The sequence below is a fragment of the Frankia sp. KB5 genome (assembly GCF_002099325.1).
Lineage (GTDB): Bacteria > Actinomycetota > Actinomycetes > Frankiales > Frankiaceae > Frankia > Frankia casuarinae.
Genome location: NZ_MRUJ01000106.1, coordinates 1 through 17769 on the forward strand (window position 1 = coordinate 1; position 17769 = coordinate 17769).

Annotated in this window: 16 protein-coding genes and 1 pseudogene; 12 read left to right on the forward strand and 5 right to left on the reverse strand. The window is 69.6% G+C overall.

Translation table 11 applies throughout. The annotated features are described in order from the left end of the window. Window positions 1-172: 172 nt before the first annotated feature. Window positions 173-388 carry a hypothetical protein gene (locus tag KBI5_RS26315; RefSeq protein WP_023839813.1) on the reverse strand — a complete coding sequence of 72 codons (216 nt, stop codon included), beginning with the start codon at window positions 386-388 and terminating at the stop codon, window positions 173-175. Window positions 389-593: 205 nt separating this feature from the next. Here KBI5_RS26315 and KBI5_RS11860 point away from each other — a divergent pair, with 205 nt between their 5' ends. After that, complete coding sequence (locus KBI5_RS11860; protein WP_198537655.1) at window positions 594-1199, forward strand: LysR family transcriptional regulator; 606 nt, start codon at window positions 594-596, stop codon at window positions 1197-1199. A gap of 183 nt (window positions 1200-1382) precedes the next feature. Here the strand turns inward: KBI5_RS11860 and KBI5_RS11865 are convergent, their stop codons facing one another. Continuing rightward, window positions 1383-1898, reverse strand: coding sequence for a putative immunity protein (locus tag KBI5_RS11865; RefSeq protein ID WP_023839811.1), 516 nt, complete (start codon window positions 1896-1898; stop codon window positions 1383-1385). Window positions 1899-1996: 98 nt separating this feature from the next. On the opposite strand from KBI5_RS11865, the gene KBI5_RS11870 reads away from it, so the two are divergent. Beyond that, the gene (locus tag KBI5_RS11870; protein WP_023839810.1) at window positions 1997-2320 is read left to right on the forward strand and encodes a hypothetical protein; all 324 of its coding nucleotides are present in this window, start codon (window positions 1997-1999) and stop codon (window positions 2318-2320) included. Window positions 2321-2512: 192 nt separating this feature from the next. Here KBI5_RS11870 and KBI5_RS11875 read toward each other — a convergent pair whose 3' ends face one another. Beyond that, a complete protein-coding gene (locus KBI5_RS11875; RefSeq protein WP_011434963.1) occupies window positions 2513-3166 on the reverse strand; it encodes a class I SAM-dependent methyltransferase in 654 nt (217 codons plus the stop codon). A 137-nt stretch (window positions 3167-3303) separates the two neighbouring features. After that, window positions 3304-3462, reverse strand: a pseudogene (locus tag KBI5_RS11880) (MerR family transcriptional regulator); the annotation flags it as partial. A gap of 522 nt (window positions 3463-3984) precedes the next feature. Here KBI5_RS11880 and argS point away from each other — a divergent pair. From argS to ccsB, 8 genes are all read left to right on the forward strand, one after another. Beyond that, complete coding sequence (gene argS, locus KBI5_RS11885; protein ID WP_241882833.1) at window positions 3985-6021, forward strand: arginine--tRNA ligase; 2037 nt, start codon at window positions 3985-3987, stop codon at window positions 6019-6021. 595 nt (window positions 6022-6616) lie between these two features. After that, window positions 6617-7975 carry a glutamate-1-semialdehyde 2,1-aminomutase gene (hemL, locus tag KBI5_RS11895; RefSeq protein WP_085015256.1) on the forward strand — a complete coding sequence of 453 codons (1359 nt, stop codon included), beginning with the start codon at window positions 6617-6619 and terminating at the stop codon, window positions 7973-7975. Then, window positions 7972-8619: a histidine phosphatase family protein gene (locus tag KBI5_RS11900; protein ID WP_085015257.1), complete on the forward strand. Its 648-nt coding sequence runs from the start codon at window positions 7972-7974 to the stop codon at window positions 8617-8619. Before hemL ends, KBI5_RS11900 begins: the two co-directional genes overlap by 4 nt. A gap of 89 nt (window positions 8620-8708) precedes the next feature. Next, a complete protein-coding gene (locus KBI5_RS11905) occupies window positions 8709-9596 on the forward strand; it encodes a putative RNA methyltransferase (protein ID WP_241882832.1) in 888 nt (295 codons plus the stop codon). Between the two features lie 212 nt (window positions 9597-9808). Then, window positions 9809-10438, forward strand: a complete 630-nt coding sequence (locus KBI5_RS11910; RefSeq protein WP_085015261.1) for a TlpA disulfide reductase family protein — start codon at window positions 9809-9811, stop codon at window positions 10436-10438. Between the two features lie 34 nt (window positions 10439-10472). Next, window positions 10473-11408, forward strand: a complete 936-nt coding sequence (locus KBI5_RS11915) for a cytochrome c biogenesis protein CcdA (RefSeq protein WP_011434971.1) — start codon at window positions 10473-10475, stop codon at window positions 11406-11408. After that, on the forward strand, window positions 11405-13534 hold the full coding sequence (locus tag KBI5_RS11920) for a cytochrome c biogenesis protein ResB (RefSeq protein ID WP_085015258.1): 2130 nt from the start codon (window positions 11405-11407) through the stop codon (window positions 13532-13534). Before KBI5_RS11915 ends, KBI5_RS11920 begins: the two co-directional genes overlap by 4 nt. Beyond that, entirely contained in the window at window positions 13534-14727 is a 1194-nt protein-coding gene (gene ccsB / locus KBI5_RS11925; protein ID WP_011434973.1) for a c-type cytochrome biogenesis protein CcsB, read from the forward strand. Before KBI5_RS11920 ends, ccsB begins: the two co-directional genes overlap by 1 nt. Window positions 14728-14913: 186 nt before the next feature. Here ccsB and KBI5_RS11930 read toward each other — a convergent pair whose 3' ends face one another. Then, the gene (locus tag KBI5_RS11930) at window positions 14914-15339 is read right to left on the reverse strand and encodes a PLD nuclease N-terminal domain-containing protein (protein WP_085015259.1); all 426 of its coding nucleotides are present in this window, start codon (window positions 15337-15339) and stop codon (window positions 14914-14916) included. Window positions 15340-15725: 386 nt separating this feature from the next. Between KBI5_RS11930 and KBI5_RS11935 the strand changes: the two genes are divergently transcribed. Together KBI5_RS11935 and KBI5_RS11940 are read left to right on the forward strand one after the other, a co-directional pair. Beyond that, a complete protein-coding gene (locus KBI5_RS11935) occupies window positions 15726-17177 on the forward strand; it encodes a menaquinone biosynthesis decarboxylase (RefSeq protein WP_085015262.1) in 1452 nt (483 codons plus the stop codon). Window positions 17178-17264: 87 nt separating this feature from the next. Then, window positions 17265-17769: UbiA family prenyltransferase (locus KBI5_RS11940; protein ID WP_198537657.1), on the forward strand; the 505-nt coding region annotated here is incomplete at its 3' end.

Sequence of the window (17769 nt, forward strand, 5' to 3'; positions counted from 1 at the left end):
AACGGCGGACGGTGGATGCTGGCCTGGCGGCTGCCCTGGACCTTCGCCTGCACCCGTCATCATCTTCTGCTCGTCGACACCTGCCCCGTCTGCGGCCGGGCTCACCGCCCCGCCCTTGACCAGCCGCCCCGCGACCCCGGGACGGTGCGACACGACCGGCCTGCCGCTCCCGTCACACCCGCGCGGACGCCAGCCGCCCGCCTGCACGGCCCCACCCGCCGACACCGACGCGGTCGCGCTGCGTCCCGATGGTCCGATCGTCACCGCGCAACGTCACGTAGACAATCTGCTCGCCGAGCTCGGCCGCAGCCATCCTGGCACCGTCGCCCGGCCGGCGGGTGTCGCGCAGCGCCTCGACGACCTGCACGCCGTCGCCTTCGACACCCACGGCGCCCCCATCGATTACGCCCGCCGCCGGCGATGGCGACGCCTGCGCCAGCCTGACTTCGACGAGACCGCCTGGCGCGATCGCTTATCTGCACGACCGCGCCGCACACATCCTGCGCCGCGGCAGGATCGACGAACCTGTCACCTGGGAACCGCCCTTCGACTGGATCACCGGCATCACCTGGCCCGGCCTCGACCCCACCCGCGTGCACCGCCGGGAACTCTGGGCCCACCGACCCCGCCCCACCCCCATCGAACCGCCCCACACTGTCCAGCCCCCGACCATCACGGAGCCCACCCAGCTGTCCGGGCGCGCGATCCTCGCCGCGGTCGATCCCGCCTGGCTACGCGAGCAATACGAAGTCAAGCGACGACACTTCGCCGACATCGCCGCCGAGCTCGGCATCCATGGCACCGACGTCAGCGCCCGAGCACGCGCCCTCGGCATCCCCACCCGCCGCGGCACCGCCGCCCACACCCACCCCCTGGCCCCGCACGGAGGACCCGACGCGTTCACCCCGCTGACCTGGACCGTCCTCGACGGCCGAGGCGCCGAACAGCGTGTCCGCAGACTGCTCGCCACCCCCGGCCACGCCCACCTCCGCGACGCCGCCCGCGCCCTCGGCATCCGCACCGACGCCCTCAGACGGCAGATCCACCACCTTGAACACACCGTCGGCGCCGCACTGCTGCACACCGACGATCAAGAACACCTCATGCTCACCCCGCACGGCGAACACCTCGCCCACACCCTCCTGCCCATCCTTGATCTCCTCGACCGCACTCGGAATCCGGGGAGGACACCCTCCTGACCCACTCCGTCATGACTGTTCCTGGGGCGCGACGCCACGGGCATTCGTGATGAACCGGGTTAACGTCCGACGTCGTCGAGGAGGAACTCGCCGCCCCGGCCGAGGGCCGGTTCCGCATCGAACCGCTGATGTTCCACCTCGCCGCATCCCGTCCTCAGACAGGCCACGACGGTCGCAGCAGTGTCAGCCGTCGAACACTGACCAGCAGATGTCGTTGCGCAGTCGCTGATCGTCCAGAACCAGTTCGCGAATCGCGTCCGGGAGCTGTTCTCGCTGCCAACGGCACTCAAGCCGTGCGGCGGCCTCAGCTTCGCCCGCGGGCGCCGCCGCCCGCGCGGCCTTGATCGCGTAGGCCGCGGCACCGAGTTCGTGTGCGGCGACATGGGCGACCACCCCGGCCTGACCGGCGGCGAACGCCGCGTGACGAGCCGCTCCGCTCATCACCCTGGCGGCGGCCATGGCATGGCCGCCTGCCGAGCGGGACTGGGACATCGTGATCTCGCCTCGCGACCAGGCTCGAATCTGCTCGATCGCATGGCGGGGCCGGGGGTCCGACGGCTGCACCGACTCGAAGAGGTACAGAACGTGTTCTGCGCAGGCTGCCGCCCACACGGCCAGGAGCTGATGATCGGAGTCCGTGAGCGTGCCCCCACGGCGAACCGTGATGAACCGGGGGTCCCGCTCCTTGGGGAGGATCACGGGTTCCACCGTACGGCCACGCAGACATCGCAGGTCTGCCCGCAGACAGCGACGAACCGGCGGGCCCGATGGGACGATGGGTTCGAAGGAGGGGCAGCGTGGACGACCCGCATGTACATGTCGAGTGGGCCGTGCCGAACGCCAGCGCCGATCTGCGCGCGGTGACGGCATCAGTGTTCGGGCTCGTCGGCGACGCACCTCACGCGGTGCGGACGGGATGCGGCACGCAGGTCTCGTATGCCTCGACCTCCACCCATCCCGAACGTGTCACCTGCCTGCCGTGCCGGGACTACGCGCGAGACCGCTACCTGCGCTACGCGACCAGGATGGAGGAGTCAGCGATCCTGCCAGGCGGCGGTGATGTTCAGGACGTCCTCGCCGCGGCACGCAGACTGCGCGACCTCGCCGATCGGTTCACCTGACACCAGGTTCTGCATCACGACGAACAGCGCCTCCGCCGCCTCCTGGATCGCCAAAAATGGCCAAGTAGACGCTGCCCGTCGGCCCCTCCTCTGGCCGCGCCGAGCGACGGCGAGGGGGCCGGTTGCCTGAGGATGGGCTGTTTCGGATGTGAGGTGGTCTCGGTGCCGGTACGGGCGTAATCCGGTGGAGGCCTACGTCTGCTGGGGGCGGCGGGCCAGTAGCTGGGCCTGTCGGCCTCGTTCTTCGTCCGTCGGTGCTCGTACCAGCTGGGCGACCTCGACCAGTCCTGCCTGCCGTGCCAGCTCGGTGAGGTGGTCGGGCGGCCAGCGGTACGCGCCGGTGACCCGGTGGTCATAGGCGTGCACCCCGGCCGCGGGCTCGTCGGTGGCCAGAAAGCCGAGGAGCAGGTGGCCGCCGGGTGCAAGGAGGCGGTAGATCTCGGCGAGGATGGCGGGGATGTCGGCGGGCGGGGTGTGGATGAGCGAGTAGCGGCACAGGGCGCCGCTGAGGATGCCGTCCGGCAGGTCCAGCGCGGTCATCGTGCCCACCTCGAAACGCAGCTGTGGATGTGAGCGTCGAGCGATAGCGATCATCTTCGGTGACAGGTCCACGCCGAACACGTCCAGCCCCAAGCGGTGCAGGTGGGCCGTCGCATAGCCGGGCCCGCAGCCGAGGTCGGCGACCGGGCCGGGCAGGGGGCGCGTGAGGTCGGCGAACGCGGACAGCAGCGCACGCTCCAGCGGCTGGCGGTCGAGCACGTCGGCGAATAGCTCGGCATACACCTCGGCCACGCCGTCATACGCCGCCGCGACGGTCGTCAGATAGTTCGGGGCAGACTCGGCCATGGCCGATCATCCTAGGCGTGCCCCGGCTGGCCAACTACGGTGGCCAGCCGGGGCGCTGGCGCTGGCCAACAACCGCGACCTGCCAGCTCGGAGTGGCCAAGTAGATCCGTTTCCTACAACGGTCTAGGGATCGCAGATAGATGCCCGATCCGTTGAAGCCGGGCCAGGTCGTCGCTGCTGTAGCGGCGGGTCCCGCCGTCGGTGCGGGCCGGCTCCAGCAGCCCGCGCCGCTCGTACAGACGCAGGCTCTGCGGGTCCATCCCGACCAGATCGGCGGCCACCGAGATCCCGTACACCTCTCACCAGGCCCCGGGATGGCCAACGTCGCGCGATCCCTACAGACGGCGGGCTGTGGGGATCGGAACGGCCGCATTGTGCCGATCGCCGGTTCGGGGGCGCGGAGGGGTACGGACGTCCGAGCGAGTCTGGAAACGATCAGAAGCCTCGACTGGTGTGACGTCCGCCACTTTCACGGAGCGTGAAAACCTGCGTCGACTGGGTCGCTTGGGGGAGGGGTGGTGGAAGTTCCATCGGCACCGTCCCGGCCCGCGGCCTGAACCAACACCGCCGGGGCCTCGTCGGCTGCGTGYTGGCCCAGCCGCTGCACTCGTCCTCGCCCGGGTCGGACAGGGCGCTGGCGGACCGGGGCCGAGCGATGCTCCGACTGAGGGCTCGGATCGGCTGTGCCAGCCCGGCCACCGTGCCGACGAACCGCCACGAAATCGTCCGCACGAAGCCCAACGCCCAACATGAGGAACGGGCAAACACCGCCTCCACCAGCCAATCTATGCCGCCCTGATAAACTCTGAGCCGTGAATATGCTTGCCCAGGTGACCTCCACGCGTAGGCGTGATATCGAAGATCTCCGCGACCGGGTTCGCGGGTCTCGCCCCGCGGCCTTTCCTTCGTCACGCGACTATCCGCTGGCAAGGCTAAGTGCGATCGTCACGCAAGCATTGCAGGAGAAGTTTGCGCGTTCCGATCTCACGGCAGAGATCGAGTTGATCTCCCGAGAGAAGTTCGGCGCCGACGTGACGGTTAAGATGCCGATGCTCCTTAAAGAGGCGGGCGCGAAAGAGTTCGTTAGGACCTACATTCCGCGGGCCATCGAGGCCCTGCAGGTCGAGGAGCTCAAGAAGGTAATTTCCGAGGYCACCGCCAAAGGCATCTACATCAATCTCACGCTGTCCGATAACTGGCTGGCGCAGGCCGTCCAGGGGATCAACAGCCTTGGYGATAGATTCGGCGAGAACGACAGTGCCGCCAGGCGGACCCWCATCATCGAATACTCGTCGCCGAACGTCGCGAAGAAGCTTCACGCCGGACACGTCCGATCAACTATCATTGGGCATGTGCTCGGCAATCTACACCAAGCATGCGGTGCGCTCGTATACCGGTTGAACCACATCAATGACTTCGGCGGATTCGGTTTCATGCTGGAGGGGTTTCGCCGTTTCGGCGATATGTTTCCCGCAGCCATGACCGAGAACGATCGCCTGCTGGAGATCTACGCCATCCGCCGCGCGCTGGAGAGGGTGGTTGCCTCCGGCGGAGGGCTGGGYGGCGCCAGCGAATCGGACGCCGCCGTGCTCCAGCGCTATTTCCCGGGCGTGGACAGCAAGGATGCGCTTGAGTCTGCGTTCAAGGGTTACGTGGAGGCGTCGGATGCCCGCTTTGCGAGGCTGGAGGGCGGAGACTCCGAGGAGGTGGAACTCTGGTCCAAGATGGTGGACTGGAGCCTTGCAGATTTCCGTTCTTTCTATGAAGMACTCGACATCCACATCGACTTCACGATCGGTGAAAGCTTTTACTTCCAGGCCGGTAATGAGGTGATCGAGAYCGCTCTGCGCGACGGCCGGGCATTCGAGTTCACGGAGAGTCRCCTGCGCGAGGAAATCGCCAAGATCRAGCAGGCCATGTCTGCCGGTGAGATCACCTCCGCCGTTCGCGACCGGACTGTGGAATTCGCCCGGAAGGATCTCGGAGCCATCGTCGTTCCTCTTCCAGGAAACGAGCGGTTCGTGGTCCGCAGGTCGGACGGCCGGAGCATCTACGCGACACGCGACGTCGGAGCCATCAAGCTCCGCCGTGATATCTTCGACCCGTCCGGCATCTACTATGTCGTGGGCCAAGAGCAGCGCGTCCATTTCGCGCGGCTCTTTCAAGCTGTCGAGGTCCTGGGCATCGCAAGCCGTGACGAACTGGACCTCCGACACATCTACTTTGGCTTCTACGTCGATGAGAAGACTGGCCGGAAGCTCTCAAGCCGAGACAGCGTCGCCGGAGTAAACGATCTACTGAAAATGTCATTCGARCACTTTTGGAAGAGGTCTGCGGAGCGCGGCACGATGACGGAGGAGGAACTCTCCGTCGCCGCCCAGCAGTTGGCGGTCGGCTCGCTCGTCTTCAACGACCTCAAGCAGGACATGAAGACGACTGTCGCCATGGCTCGCGGAGATCTTTCTCCGACCTTGACGRCCTTCGAGAAGTCAGGAGGACCGTATGTTGTCTACACCGCATGCCGCGCACGGGCAATCCTACGGAAATGGGGCAAGCCCGTGCCGAGTCTGGTTGACCTGACACATTTCGAGGTCAGCGACCAAGAGGCGCAGCTCATTCTCAGGTTGCAGGAGTTGCCTAGCAAGATTACCAGAGCAACAGGCGAGGATAGCCCGGCCATTCTCGTCCGCTATCTACTGGATCTGGCAGCACTCTACAATTCCTACTATACGACCTCGCCGGTCCTTGCGGGTGAGGCCGCCAACGAATTTCGACTAATGATCACTCGGGCTGTTCAGTACACGCTGGTTAACGGACTGCGTCTCTGCCACGTCGAGTGTCCCCCGAAGATCTGACGTGTAGTACCCCGAAGACGGCGTGCCGCGAATTCTGAGGTTATCAGACGGGCCCACGGGCGAGTATTACCTGCCTCGGCGAGAAGCTCCTCATCCCGCGGCCGTCCCGAGACGGAATCCGTCYGGCGTGGGCCAGGCTTGCCTCAATGATCCCTAATGATCATTGACTGGAGTGGGTCGTGTGGGCGGCGTACCGGGCACCATTAGGGCAAGCAGCACCAGGACAACCACCAGGACAACCATCGGGACAACGTCGTCGTCTTCCTTGTAGCCCTCGCGGTAGTCCTCGCCCATCGAGATCGGGCCGACCGGCGGTGGATCGCCGAACGCCGGGGCCTGGGAGGGACAGCGGCCGACCGACGGCCGCGGGTGTCCGGGGAGGACCGGGCGCACGAGCCGCCGTCGGTGGGCGGCCGGGGCAGACCCCCGTCCACCGGCGGCTTCCAGCGATGGCTTCCAGCGATGGCTTCCAGCGATGGCTTCCAGCGATGGTGGCGGGTGGGTCAACGCGGAGCATGGACCGGGGAGGAGGACGCGGCGTGCCACCGGACACGCGGGGCGCGGGAGGCGGAGCCGACCTGCGAGGATCGTGGGCATGGTGGTTCCGTCTGCCGCGCCGGCATCCGAGGAGCTTTTCCGGCGCGCCGAGCGTGTTGTTCCCGGTGGGGTCAATTCTCCGGTCCGAGCCTTCCGTGCCGTCGGCGGCACGCCGCGCTTCATGGTGGCGGGCAACGGCCCCTATCTGACCGATGCGGACGGGCGTACCTACATCGACCTGGTGTGCTCGTGGGGGCCGATGATCCTCGGGCATGCCCATCCGGCCGTCGTCGAGGCGGTGTCGCGCGCCGTCTCGGTCGGCACCAGCTTCGGCACCCCCACACCGGGGGAGGTGGAGCTCGCGGAGCTGATCGTCGACCGGGTCGGCCCGGTCGAGAAGGTGCGCCTGGTCAACTCCGGCACCGAGGCGACGATGAGCGCCGTGCGACTGGCCCGGGGTTTCACCGGCCGGTCGACCATCATCAAGTTCGCCGGCTGCTACCACGGGCACGTTGACGCGCTGCTCGCCTCCGCCGGTTCCGGAGTGGCGACCCTCGGGTTGCCGGACACCCCGGGAGTCACCGGCGCCGCCACCGCGGACACCATCGTTCTGCCCTACAACGATCTCGCGCTGGTCGAGGCGGTCTTCGTCGAGCGCGGTGAGACGATCGCGGCGGTCATCACGGAGGCCGCCGCCGCCAACATGGGGGTCGTCCCGCCGCTGCCCGRCTTCAACGCCGGGTTGCGCCGGCTGTGCGACATCCACGGCGCGCTGCTCATTCTCGACGAGGTGATGACCGGGTTCCGCATCTCACGCGCCGGCTGGTGGGGCAACGAGGGCGCGATCGAGGACTGGTCGCCGGACCTGTTCACCTTCGGCAAGGTGATGGGCGGCGGGCTGCCGGCGGCGGCCTTCGGCGGGCGGGCGGACGTGATGGCCAGGCTCGCACCCGCCGGCCCGGTGTACCAGGCGGGCACGCTGTCGGGTAACCCGATTGCCGTCGCCGCCGGACTCGCCACCCTGCGGGCCTGCACCGATGAGGTCTACGCCACCGTCGACACCCGCGCCGCCGACGTGGCCGGGATCGTCTCAACCGCGTTGACCGAGGAGGGCGTGGCCCACCTGCCGAGCAGCGCCGGATCGCTGTTCAGCTTCTTCTTCACCGACGCCGCCACCGTGGTCGACTACGCCGGCGCCCAGGCGCAGAACACCGCCCGGTACGCGGCGTTCTTCCACAGCATGCTCGACGCCGGGATCTACCTGCCGCCGTCGGCGTTCGAGGCGTGGTTCGTCTCGGCCGCGCATGACGACGAGACGGTGGAGCGGATCGCCGCGGCGGCACCGGCGGCCGCACGTGCCGCCGCGGCGGTACCCGAACCGGTGACCGTCTCCGCCTCTCCCGAGGGGCGGGCATGACGGAGCCGACTTCGTTGACCCGGGTGCATCTGGTCCGCCACGGCGAGGTCTTCAACCCGGAGAAGATCCTCTACGGCCGGCTGCCGGGGTTCCGGTTGTCCGACAAGGGCCAGCAGCAGGCGAAGGTCACCGCCGAGTTCCTCGCGGAGCTGGACGTCGCGGCCGTGGTCGCGAGTCCGCTGGATCGTGCCCAGCAGACCGCTGCGCCCATCGCCGCGGCGCACGCACTCGCCGTCCAGGTCGACCCGCGGCTGATCGAAAGCCGCAACGCCTTCGAGGGCAGAACGTTCGAGGCCGGCCCGGCGGTGGTCCGGTACCCCGCCCTGTGGCGCCTGCTACTCAATCCGTTCCGCCCATCCTGGGGCGAACCGTACGACGAGATCGCCGCGCGGATGCTCGTGGCCGTCGTGGAATGGCGCGACGCCCACCCCGGTCGGCACGTCGTGCTCGTCAGCCACCAGCTTCCGGTCTGGACGGCTCGGCGTGCCCTGGAGAGAGTGCCCCTCTGGCACCGTCCCGACCGGCGGCAGTGCGGGCTGGCGAGCGTCACCACGGTCGTCTACCGGGACTCCGAGCTCGTCGGCGTCGAGTACGCGGAGCCGAACGGGCCGACCGCGAACACGCCTGGATCGGTCGGCGCCTGACGAACTCCATCGGTCCCGAGTCACCGGCGCCGGCCGTCGCTGCCCCGCCGGCCGTCGCTGCCCCGCCGGCCCTCGCGGCCCTGCGGGCCGTGCTGCCGTTTCTGCGCTGCCCCGTGTGCGGCCACGCGCTGCACCCGGCGGACAGATCCCTGCGCTGTCCCGCCGGGCACGACTTCGACGTCGGCCGCGGCGGCTATGTCAACCTGCGCACCGGCCGGACTCGGCGGGTCGTCGGCGACAGTGCCGTCATGGTCGCCGCGCGGGAGTCCTTCCTCGGTGGTGGCCACTACGGGCCGCTCACCGCCCGGCTGGCCCAGATCGCGCATCCCGTCCCCGGGGGGCCATCCGGGCTATCCGGGCCATTCGGGCCGCCCGGTCGGGTGATCCTCGACATCGGTGCCGGGACCGGGCACCATCTGGCCGGCGTGGTCGGTGCGCGACCGGRCGCCGTCGGCCTCGCCGTCGACGTCTCCAAGTACGCCCTGCGTCGCGCGGCGCGTGCCCATCCCCGGATCGGCGCGGTCTCCTTCGACGTCGCAGCCCCCTGGCCGGTGGCCGACCACGCCGTCGCCGTGCTCCTCGACGTCTTCGCGCCGCGCAACCTGGCCCAGATGCACCGGGTGCTGCGCCCCGACGGGCTGCTCATCGTCGTCACCCCCGGGCCGGGCCATCTCGCCGAGCTGCACGGCCCGCTCGGACTCGTCGGGATACAGGCGGGCAAGAGCGACCGGCTCGACGAACGGACCACCGGACGGTTCGAGCCGATCATCGTCGAGCACGTTGACGTTCCGCTCACGCTGAACACCGAGCAGATCGTCGACCTGGCTCTGATGGGCCCGACCGGCCATCACCGGGCGCCCGACCAGCTGCGCCGACGGGCCGAAACCGCCTTCCCCGGGAGCGCCACCGTCACGGCCCGTTTTCAGATCCGCGGTTACCGTCCGCTCCCGGTCCCGCCGGTGGCCGGCGGCCGGTGAGGCGGCGGAACGGTGCCCGCCTGGCAGATGAAGCCCACAGGTGTCCTTCGTCGAGAAGCCCATGCGCGTCTCGCGGCCCCTCCACCTACCCTGAGTTGAGTTCTACAGTTGGTCGTAGACAGGTTCCCGGGTGGGAAGGGGCAGGGCACATACTGGTTCGCGTGGCGGAGAAGGGATGGCGGTCCGCGTCGGATGACAGGTCGGACCCGCCGGTGACAGGCATTGCCCCGATGCGGCGGACGCGCCGGGCCTGGTCGGCCCGCCGTGTCCGCCGGGCGGGACGCATCGCCTTGGCCGCCGTGGCGCTCGCGGCGGCCGGGCTGCTGGMCGCCTGCTCCCCCGGGGCGAACTCGGTCGAYGCCACCGGTGGTGGGGGCTACGGCTTCGTCCAGCAGGCGGCCGGGCAGGACTTCGCCGCCCCCGGAAACCGGCATCCAGCACCCCCCCTGTCCGGTAAGACTCTCGACGGGACCTCCCTCGACCTCTCGTCCTACCGAGGGAAGATCGTTGTGATCAATTTCTGGGCCTCGTGGTGCGCTCCCTGCCGCGCGGAGACGCCAGGCCTGGTCCAGCTGGCCAAGGACAACCCCACGGTGGCGTTCCTCGGTGTCAACGAGAAGGACACCGTCTCCGGTGCGAAGGCCTTCACGCAGGACTTCGGCAGGTCCTACCCGAGCATCGTCGACAAGCTGGGCACCCTCGCCGCGGGCTGGCCGGTCGCTCCGGGCCTCCCGTCGACGTTCGTGCTCGACCAGAACGGGCGGATCGCGGCCCGGTTCACCGGTGGTGTGCTGCCCGACGACCTGAAGCCCGCGTTGAGCCGTCTGCAGGCCGAGGCGTGAGCGGGCACCGTTTGCCCGGGGCGGAGGACCCGCGGTGAGCGTGGTCGGGCTCATCACCGACGGGCCGGTCCTGCTCGCCGCGCCGGTCGCCGCCGCGGCGGGACTGCTCTCTTTTCTCTCCCCCTGCGTCCTTCCGCTGGTGCCGGGCTATCTCAGCTTCGTCACCGGCCTGTCCGGGGCGGAGCTTCAGGATCGTTCGAGGCGAGTTGCCGCCACCCCGGGCGGGCTGCCGGGCCGGGCACCGGCGATGCCGGCGGTGTCCGTAGCGGTGCCGGCGGTGCCGGGCATGGCGGTGGCCGGCGGGGCGGCGGTCTCCGGTGCCCTCGCCCGGGACGACGAGGGGACCGGGTCGCCCGGGCCGCGGCTGTACCGGCTGCGCGCGGGTGGGCGGGTCGCCGCGGGCACGGGTCTGTTCGTGCTCGGCTTCACCGCGGTCTTCGTGTCCTACGGCGCGGCGTTCGGTGGGCTCGGGCAGTGGCTCACCCGCCATCAGGTCGGCGTCAGCCAGCTTCTCGGGGTTGTCACCATTGTGATGGGACTCGCGTTCGCCGGCGTGTTCTCCCGGCTGTCCTGGGCGAACAGGGAGTGGCGCATCCACCGGTTGCCGGCGCCCGGCCTGCTCGGCGCGCCCGTGCTGGGGGTGCTCTTCGGAATCGGCTGGACGCCTTGCCTCGGCCCGACGTTGTCGGCCGTCCTGGGGCTGGCGGTGACGAGCGCGACGGCGCAGCGGGGAGCGTTCCTCTCCGCGGTGTACTGCCTCGGGCTCGGGCTGCCGTTCCTCGCCGTCGGACTGGCTTTCCGACGTGCCGTCGGCGCCCTGCGGGTGYTGCGACGGCATACCCGCATCCTGACCCTGCTCGGCGGCATGCTGCTCGTCACGGTCGGAGTGCTTCAACTCACGGGGGAGTGGGCCGACCTGGTTGCGAACCTACGGCCCTACGCCCCCGGCTTCTCGGAGACGCCGCTGTGACCTCCTCAACCCGTTCGAACRCCCGGCTCGCGCCTGCGTCCGGAACCGTCGATCCCGCAGCACTCGCCGTCGATCCCGCGCCACTCRCCGCCGGGTCCGTCGACGTCGAACCCATCGACACCGTCGAGGTCGAGTCCGACCTTGAGAAGTCCGACCTCGATTCCGCCGTCGAGTCCGCGGGATTCGACTCCGACGCGGCGGCCAGCGCGCGCCGTCTGCCCGAGGGGCACGCCGACGCCCGCGCCGCCGCCCCCGAGGCGTTCGATCCGCCGGACAGCGCGGCCGGTCCGTCGTCCGACGACCCCGGTACGCCGACCGGCGGACCGGGGCGCGCTCCCGGCGCCGGTGGCCGGTTCACCCGGCATCCGGCCCTTGCCCTCGCCGTCCGGTCCTGGCGTCAGCTCACCAGCATGCGCACCGCGCTGCTGCTGCTGTTCCTGCTGGCCCTGGCTACCGTGCCCGGATCGCTGCTGCCGCAACGCGCCATCAACCCGATGCGGGTAGAGCAGTACCGCGCCGACCACCCCACCCTCGGTCCGCTGCTCGACCGGTTCTCCGGGTTTGACGTCTTCGCCGCGCCCTGGTTCGCGGCGATCTACCTGCTGCTGTTCATCTCCCTGATTGGCTGCCTGTCGTCCCGGATCCGCTGGCATGCCAGGGCGCTGTTCACCGCGCCGCCGAAGGCCCCGGCCCGGCCCGGCCGGCTGCCCGGCGGCAGCGCCTGRACGAGTCCGATGGAGTCCGCCGACGCGATGGCGGCTGCCCGGCAGGCGCTGCGCCGACGGCGCTTCCGGGCCACGGCCACAGCTGGGGAGGCCCACGACGCGAAGGGGACTGCCGACCACTCCGTCGCCGCGGAGAAGGGGTACCTGCGCGAGACCGGCAACCTCGTCTTCCACATTGCCCTGGTGGGGCTGCTCGCCGCGGTGGGCTTCGGTTCCTGGTACGGATACTCCGGGACCGTGCTCGTCGTTTCCGGGAGCGGGTTCGCGAACACGATCATCTCCTATGACCAGTTCAACGCTGGTCAGCGCGTCGACACCGCGAAGCTGCGTCCGTTCTCGCTCACGCTGGACCGGTTCAACGCCACGTTCCAGCCAAGCGGCCAGCCGTCCGACTTCCGCGCCGACGTCACGTATGCCGCCGCGCTGAACGCCCCGACCCGCAAGGCGACCATCCGCGTCAACCATCCGCTGGTGATCGGCAACGCCAAGATTTACCTCATCGGGCATGGATTCGCCCCGCACTTCGTGCTTCGCGACGCCGCACGCAAGGTCGTCTGGGAGGCGAACGTGCCGTGTACCCCGCGGGACGGCATGTTCACCTCAACCTGCACCGTCAAGATCCCCGACACCGGACTGCCCGCGCTGGGCGTCCGCAAGGAGCCCCAGCAGCTGGCCTTCAGCGGCGTGTTCACGCCGACCACCCGCCTCGACCCGACCCAGGGATACGTCTCCGCGTTCCCCGCCGCCCGCGCGCCCGGTCTGACGATCACGGGATTCGTCGGCAACCTCCATCTCAACGAGGGCATTCCACAGAATGTCTACACGGTCGACACCCGCGACCTGCGCCAGATCACGATGACGGGTCCGGCGGGCAGCGAGCGCACCGCGCAGGTCCTGGCCCTCGACAACCCGCGGCAGCGCACCCTTACCGGGCTACCCGGCGGGATGAGCCTCGAGGCCGACCGCGTAGCCGAGTTCGCCACCTTCCAGGTCAAGTCCGACCCGTTCAAGGGTGAGGCGTTGCTCTTCGYGGTCCTCATCATCGTCGGGCTGATCGCGAGTCTTCGGGTGCGCCGCCGCCGGGTATGGGTGCGGGCCCGGCCAGCGGCCGCCGGTGGGTGCACGGTGGAGATCGGTGGGCTGTCCCGCTCCGACGCCGACGGGTTCGCCGTCGAGCTGGYCCAGMTCACGACCCTGGTCCGCGAGGCCACCGGGCCCGCGGGCACCGACCGGTCCGTGCCGACCGCCTCGGAATCGAGCGGCGCCGAACCAGCCAGTACCGAACCAGCCAGTACCGAACCAGCCAGTACCGAGCCGGGCAGTACCGAACCCAGTAGTACCGAACCGGGTGGCACCGCAGCCGGCGATGCCGCGTCGAGTGCCAGCGAACGGGAGCACTGATGGCGGTCAACGAGGGCGTAGCCAGCCTTTCCGATCATCTGTTTGGCAGCGGCGAGGCGGTGTACGCCACGGCGATGCTCGGCTACGCGGCCGAGTTCGCGTTCAGCCGGCTCGGCCTGCGCCACGACGTGGCTCAGGAGGCGGCGGCCGTCCCGGCACGGCAGGGGGCCGGGCTGCCGGCAGCGCTGATCGGGGCGGCGGCCGGCGGGATCGGCGGCGCCGCCGATCCCGCCGAGGCGGCCGGCCCGACCGACGGGGCCGCGACCCCGATCGACCCGTCCGACCCCGCCGCCGTGGCCCTCGCTGCGGCCCGGGCCCGGGAGATCGAGGCTGTCCGGCGGCGGGCGAACGCCGCGCACACGCTGGCCGCCGGTAACGACGGCGACGTGGCGGTTCCCGCGCGTGCCCGGTGGATCGGGCGGATCGCCGTCGCGCTGACGGTCGTCGGCTGGACGCTGCACCTGGGGTCCGTCATCACTCGTGGCCTCGCGGCGGACCGGGTGCCCTGGGGCAACATGTACGAGTTCTCGTCGATGATCTGCCTGATCGCGGTCACGACGTTTCTCGCCCTGATGATCCGGCAGCCGGTCCGGTGGCTGGGCGTCTTCGTCATGCTGCCGGTCGTGCTCTCGCTCGGTTTCGCCGGCACTGTGCTCTATGTCGCAGCGGGACCGCTGGTGCCCGCGCTCAACTCGTACTGGCTCAAGATCCATGTGGTCGGTGCGATCGTCGCCAGCGGGGTGTTCCTGGTCTCCGCCGTGACCACGGTGTTGTTCCTCGTCAAGGAGCGTTGGGAAAATCGGCTGGCCGAGGTCGCGGCCGGACGGGCTGACGCGAGCCAGGCCATGCAGCGCCGGGGCGGCATCGTCATGCGCCTGCCGTCGTCGGCGGCGCTCGACACCCTGTCCTACCGGGTCATCGCGTTCGCGTTCCCGATCTGGACCTTCGCGATCATTGCCGGGGCGATCTGGGCGGAATCAGCATGGGGCCGCTACTGGGGGTGGGACCCCAAGGAGACGTGGTCGTTCATCACCTGGGTCTGCTACGCCGCCTACCTGCACGCCCGCGCGACGGCCGGATGGCGTGGGCGGCGGGCCGCGGCGATCTCGCTGCTGGCCTTCAGCGCCCTGTTCGTGGACTACTACCTGGTGAATCTGGTCATCTCGGGGCTGCACTCCTACGCCGGCATCTGACCCTCCCCACGGCTGCTGCTCCCTGGTCCCGGCCTGGCCCCGCCGGGGAGAACGGGCGGGCCACCCGCAGCCTGCGGAGAACACCCCGCTCGGCCGCGTACCGGAACGACGGACCGCTGCTCGTCCCGGTGCGCGGAGCCGGTCAGCCGCGGGCTCGTGCCCCTGGATCCCCCGCGTCCATGCGGCTCAGCCGCGGGACGATGACGACGGAGGTCCGGCCTCGCCCTTGCGGATCCGGGCGGACAGCTCCCGCATGAAGTCCGGGTCGTCGTCGGGACCCTTCGGCCGGACGGCGGCCCGGCGGGTGCCCGTCCGCGCGCTGTACCGGCCGAAGCCGCCATCACGCCGGCTGTCGATGCCCCAGGACGATCGTTGCCCGAAGGCCGGATGGTCGGAGACCGGCCGGCGCAACGGCCGCTCGCCGACGCTGTTCGCGCGAGGTCGACCGAAGAAAAACCATCCGGCGGTGCCGAAGATACCAAGKAAGATCACTGCTACGATCCACGCGAGTTTGGGCATGATCCGAACCTCCTCGGGGGGTGTCCCGAAGACATCGATGATCGCGTAAGCCCAAACACCAATGATCACAAACGTCAGCGCGAGGCCCAGCACCGGCCGGTCGCTCCTTCCTGCTTTTCTTGATCGTTATGTCCGTCTTGGCCTGTCAGGTATGGAACATCCGATCCGCGGGCATCTAATCCCCGACCCGTGGCGAAACCCCCGACCCGTGGCGACGTCACGGACGGATGGCGCCACGGACGGGCGACCTCACCAGATGGGTCAGGCGAGYACGTACCGTCCGCTATGGCCCGCGACGGACGTACATGTCGTGGTGATGGCCGGCCCGTGTATCTCTAGTGTGCCTTCCGCGCCGGCTCCTCGTCCTCCCGGTCCGTTATCCGACGAGGCCGTGCCCGGGACGTGACGTGTTGAACTGGGATCGTGACCACCTGTGGGCGGTCGGGCATCCACCCGTGGCGACTGCGAGGATGGAGCTCATGGCCTGGGCGGATCTGCGTGCGTTCCTTGCTCATCTCGAAAGGCGGAAGGATCTGCGCCGCGTCACCGTACCCGTCGACCCGCGTCTCGAGGTCACCGAGATCGTGACCCGGGTGGTACGGGAGCGCGGGCCGGCTCTGCTGTTCGAGTCCCCGGCCGGCGCCGACATGCCGCTGGCGATCAATGTGTTCGGCACCGAGGAGCGGATGGCTGCCGCGCTCGGCGTCGAGGCGCTGGACGACATCGGTGAACGGCTCGGCGCGCTGCTGCGCCCGCAGCTGCCGATCGGCCTGTCCGGGTTGCGTGAGGCGTTCGGCAAGGCAGCGTCGCTCGCCTCGGTCCCGCCCCGCCGGGTCCGGACCGCGCCCTGCCAGGACGTCGTCCTCAAGGGTCCGGACGTCGACCTGTTCCGGCTGCCGGGGGTGCACGCCTGGCCGAACGACGGCGGGGCCTTCCTCAACCTCGGTCTGACGCACACGAAGCACCCCGAGACCGGGGCGCGTAACCTCGGGATGTACCGGTTGCAACGCCATGACGCACGCACCGTCGGCATGCACTGGCAGATCCACAAGGACTCCAACGCGCATCACGCGGTCGCCGAGCGGCGTGGGGAGCGGCTGCCGGTCGCCATCGCGTTCGGGTGCGACCCGGCGGTCACCTACGCCGCGTCCGCCCCCCTGCCTGCCGACCTCGACGAGTACCTGTTCGCCGGTTACCTGCGCGGCGAGCGGGTGGAGATGGTCGACTGCCTCTCCGTCCCGCTGCGGGTGCCCGCGAACGCACAGGTGGTGATCGAGGGCTGGCTCGAGCCGGGGGAGCGGCTGCCCGAGGGGCCGTTCGGCGACCACACCGGCTTCTACACGCCCGTCGAACCGTTCCCGGCGCTGCACGTCGACGTGATGACGATGCAGCGTGACCCGGTGTTCCAGACGATCGTGGTCGGTCGGCCGCCGCAGGAGGACGGTCCGATGGGCAAGGCCACCGAACGGATCTTCCTGCCACTGGTCAGGATGATGATTCCCGAGATCGTCGACTACGACCTGCCCGAGGCGGGGGTGTTCCACAATTGCTGCATMGTCTCCATCGAGAAGCGTTATCCGAAGCACGCGCAGAAGGTGATGAACGCGGTCTGGGGGGCCGGGCTGCTGTCGTTGTCGAAGCTGATCGTGGTCRTCGACGCCGACTGCGACGTGCACGACTACCACGAGGTCGCTTGGCGCGCCTTCGGCAACGTCGACTATGCCCACGACCTGATCACCACCATCGGGCCGGTGGACCATCTCGACCACGCCGCCTACGAGCAGTTCTGGGGCGGCAAGGTCGGTGTGGACGCGACCCGCAAGCTACCGAGMGAGGGTTACCGGCGCGACGGCGGCTGGCCGGAGGAGATCGTCATGGACGAGGCGGTCCGCGAACGGGTCACCCGCCGATGGAAGGAGTATGGCCTGTGACCGTCCTCCGTTTTTCTTGCCTAGCCAGAGGGACAAAAAGGACGCTGGGGCCTCTGGYTGGGCAAGGAACAAGGAGTGGTGATCGCGGTGAGTGACGCCGCGTGGGTGCCTGGCGCGTCGGAGTCGGTCGGGCGAGGGTCGGGAGCCGGCCCGGGACACGCCACCGGCCGGGTACGGGCGTTTCTGCGGCTCGTCGTCATCGAGCACTCGGTCTTCGCGCTGCCGTTCGCCTACATCGCGGCGCTCGCCGCCTCGTTCGCGGATTCCCGGTCGGTGCACTGGTCGGACCTCGCCCTCGTCACCGTGGCGATGGTCGCGGCCCGAACTTTCGCCATGGCCGCAAACCGGGTCATCGATCGCGMGATCGACGCCCGTAATCCGAGGACGGCGAACCGAGAGCTGGTCACCGGCGTGGTCTCGGTGCGTACGGCGGTCGTCGGCGCCGCGGTCGCGCTCGCCGTCTTCCTCACCGCCGCCGCGGCCTTGTCCTGGCTCTRCCTGCTGCTCGCGCCGGTCGCCGTCGCGCCGCTTGTCGTCTACCCCTACGCGAAACGGTTCACCGACTTCCCGCACGCCGTGCTCGGCATCGCCC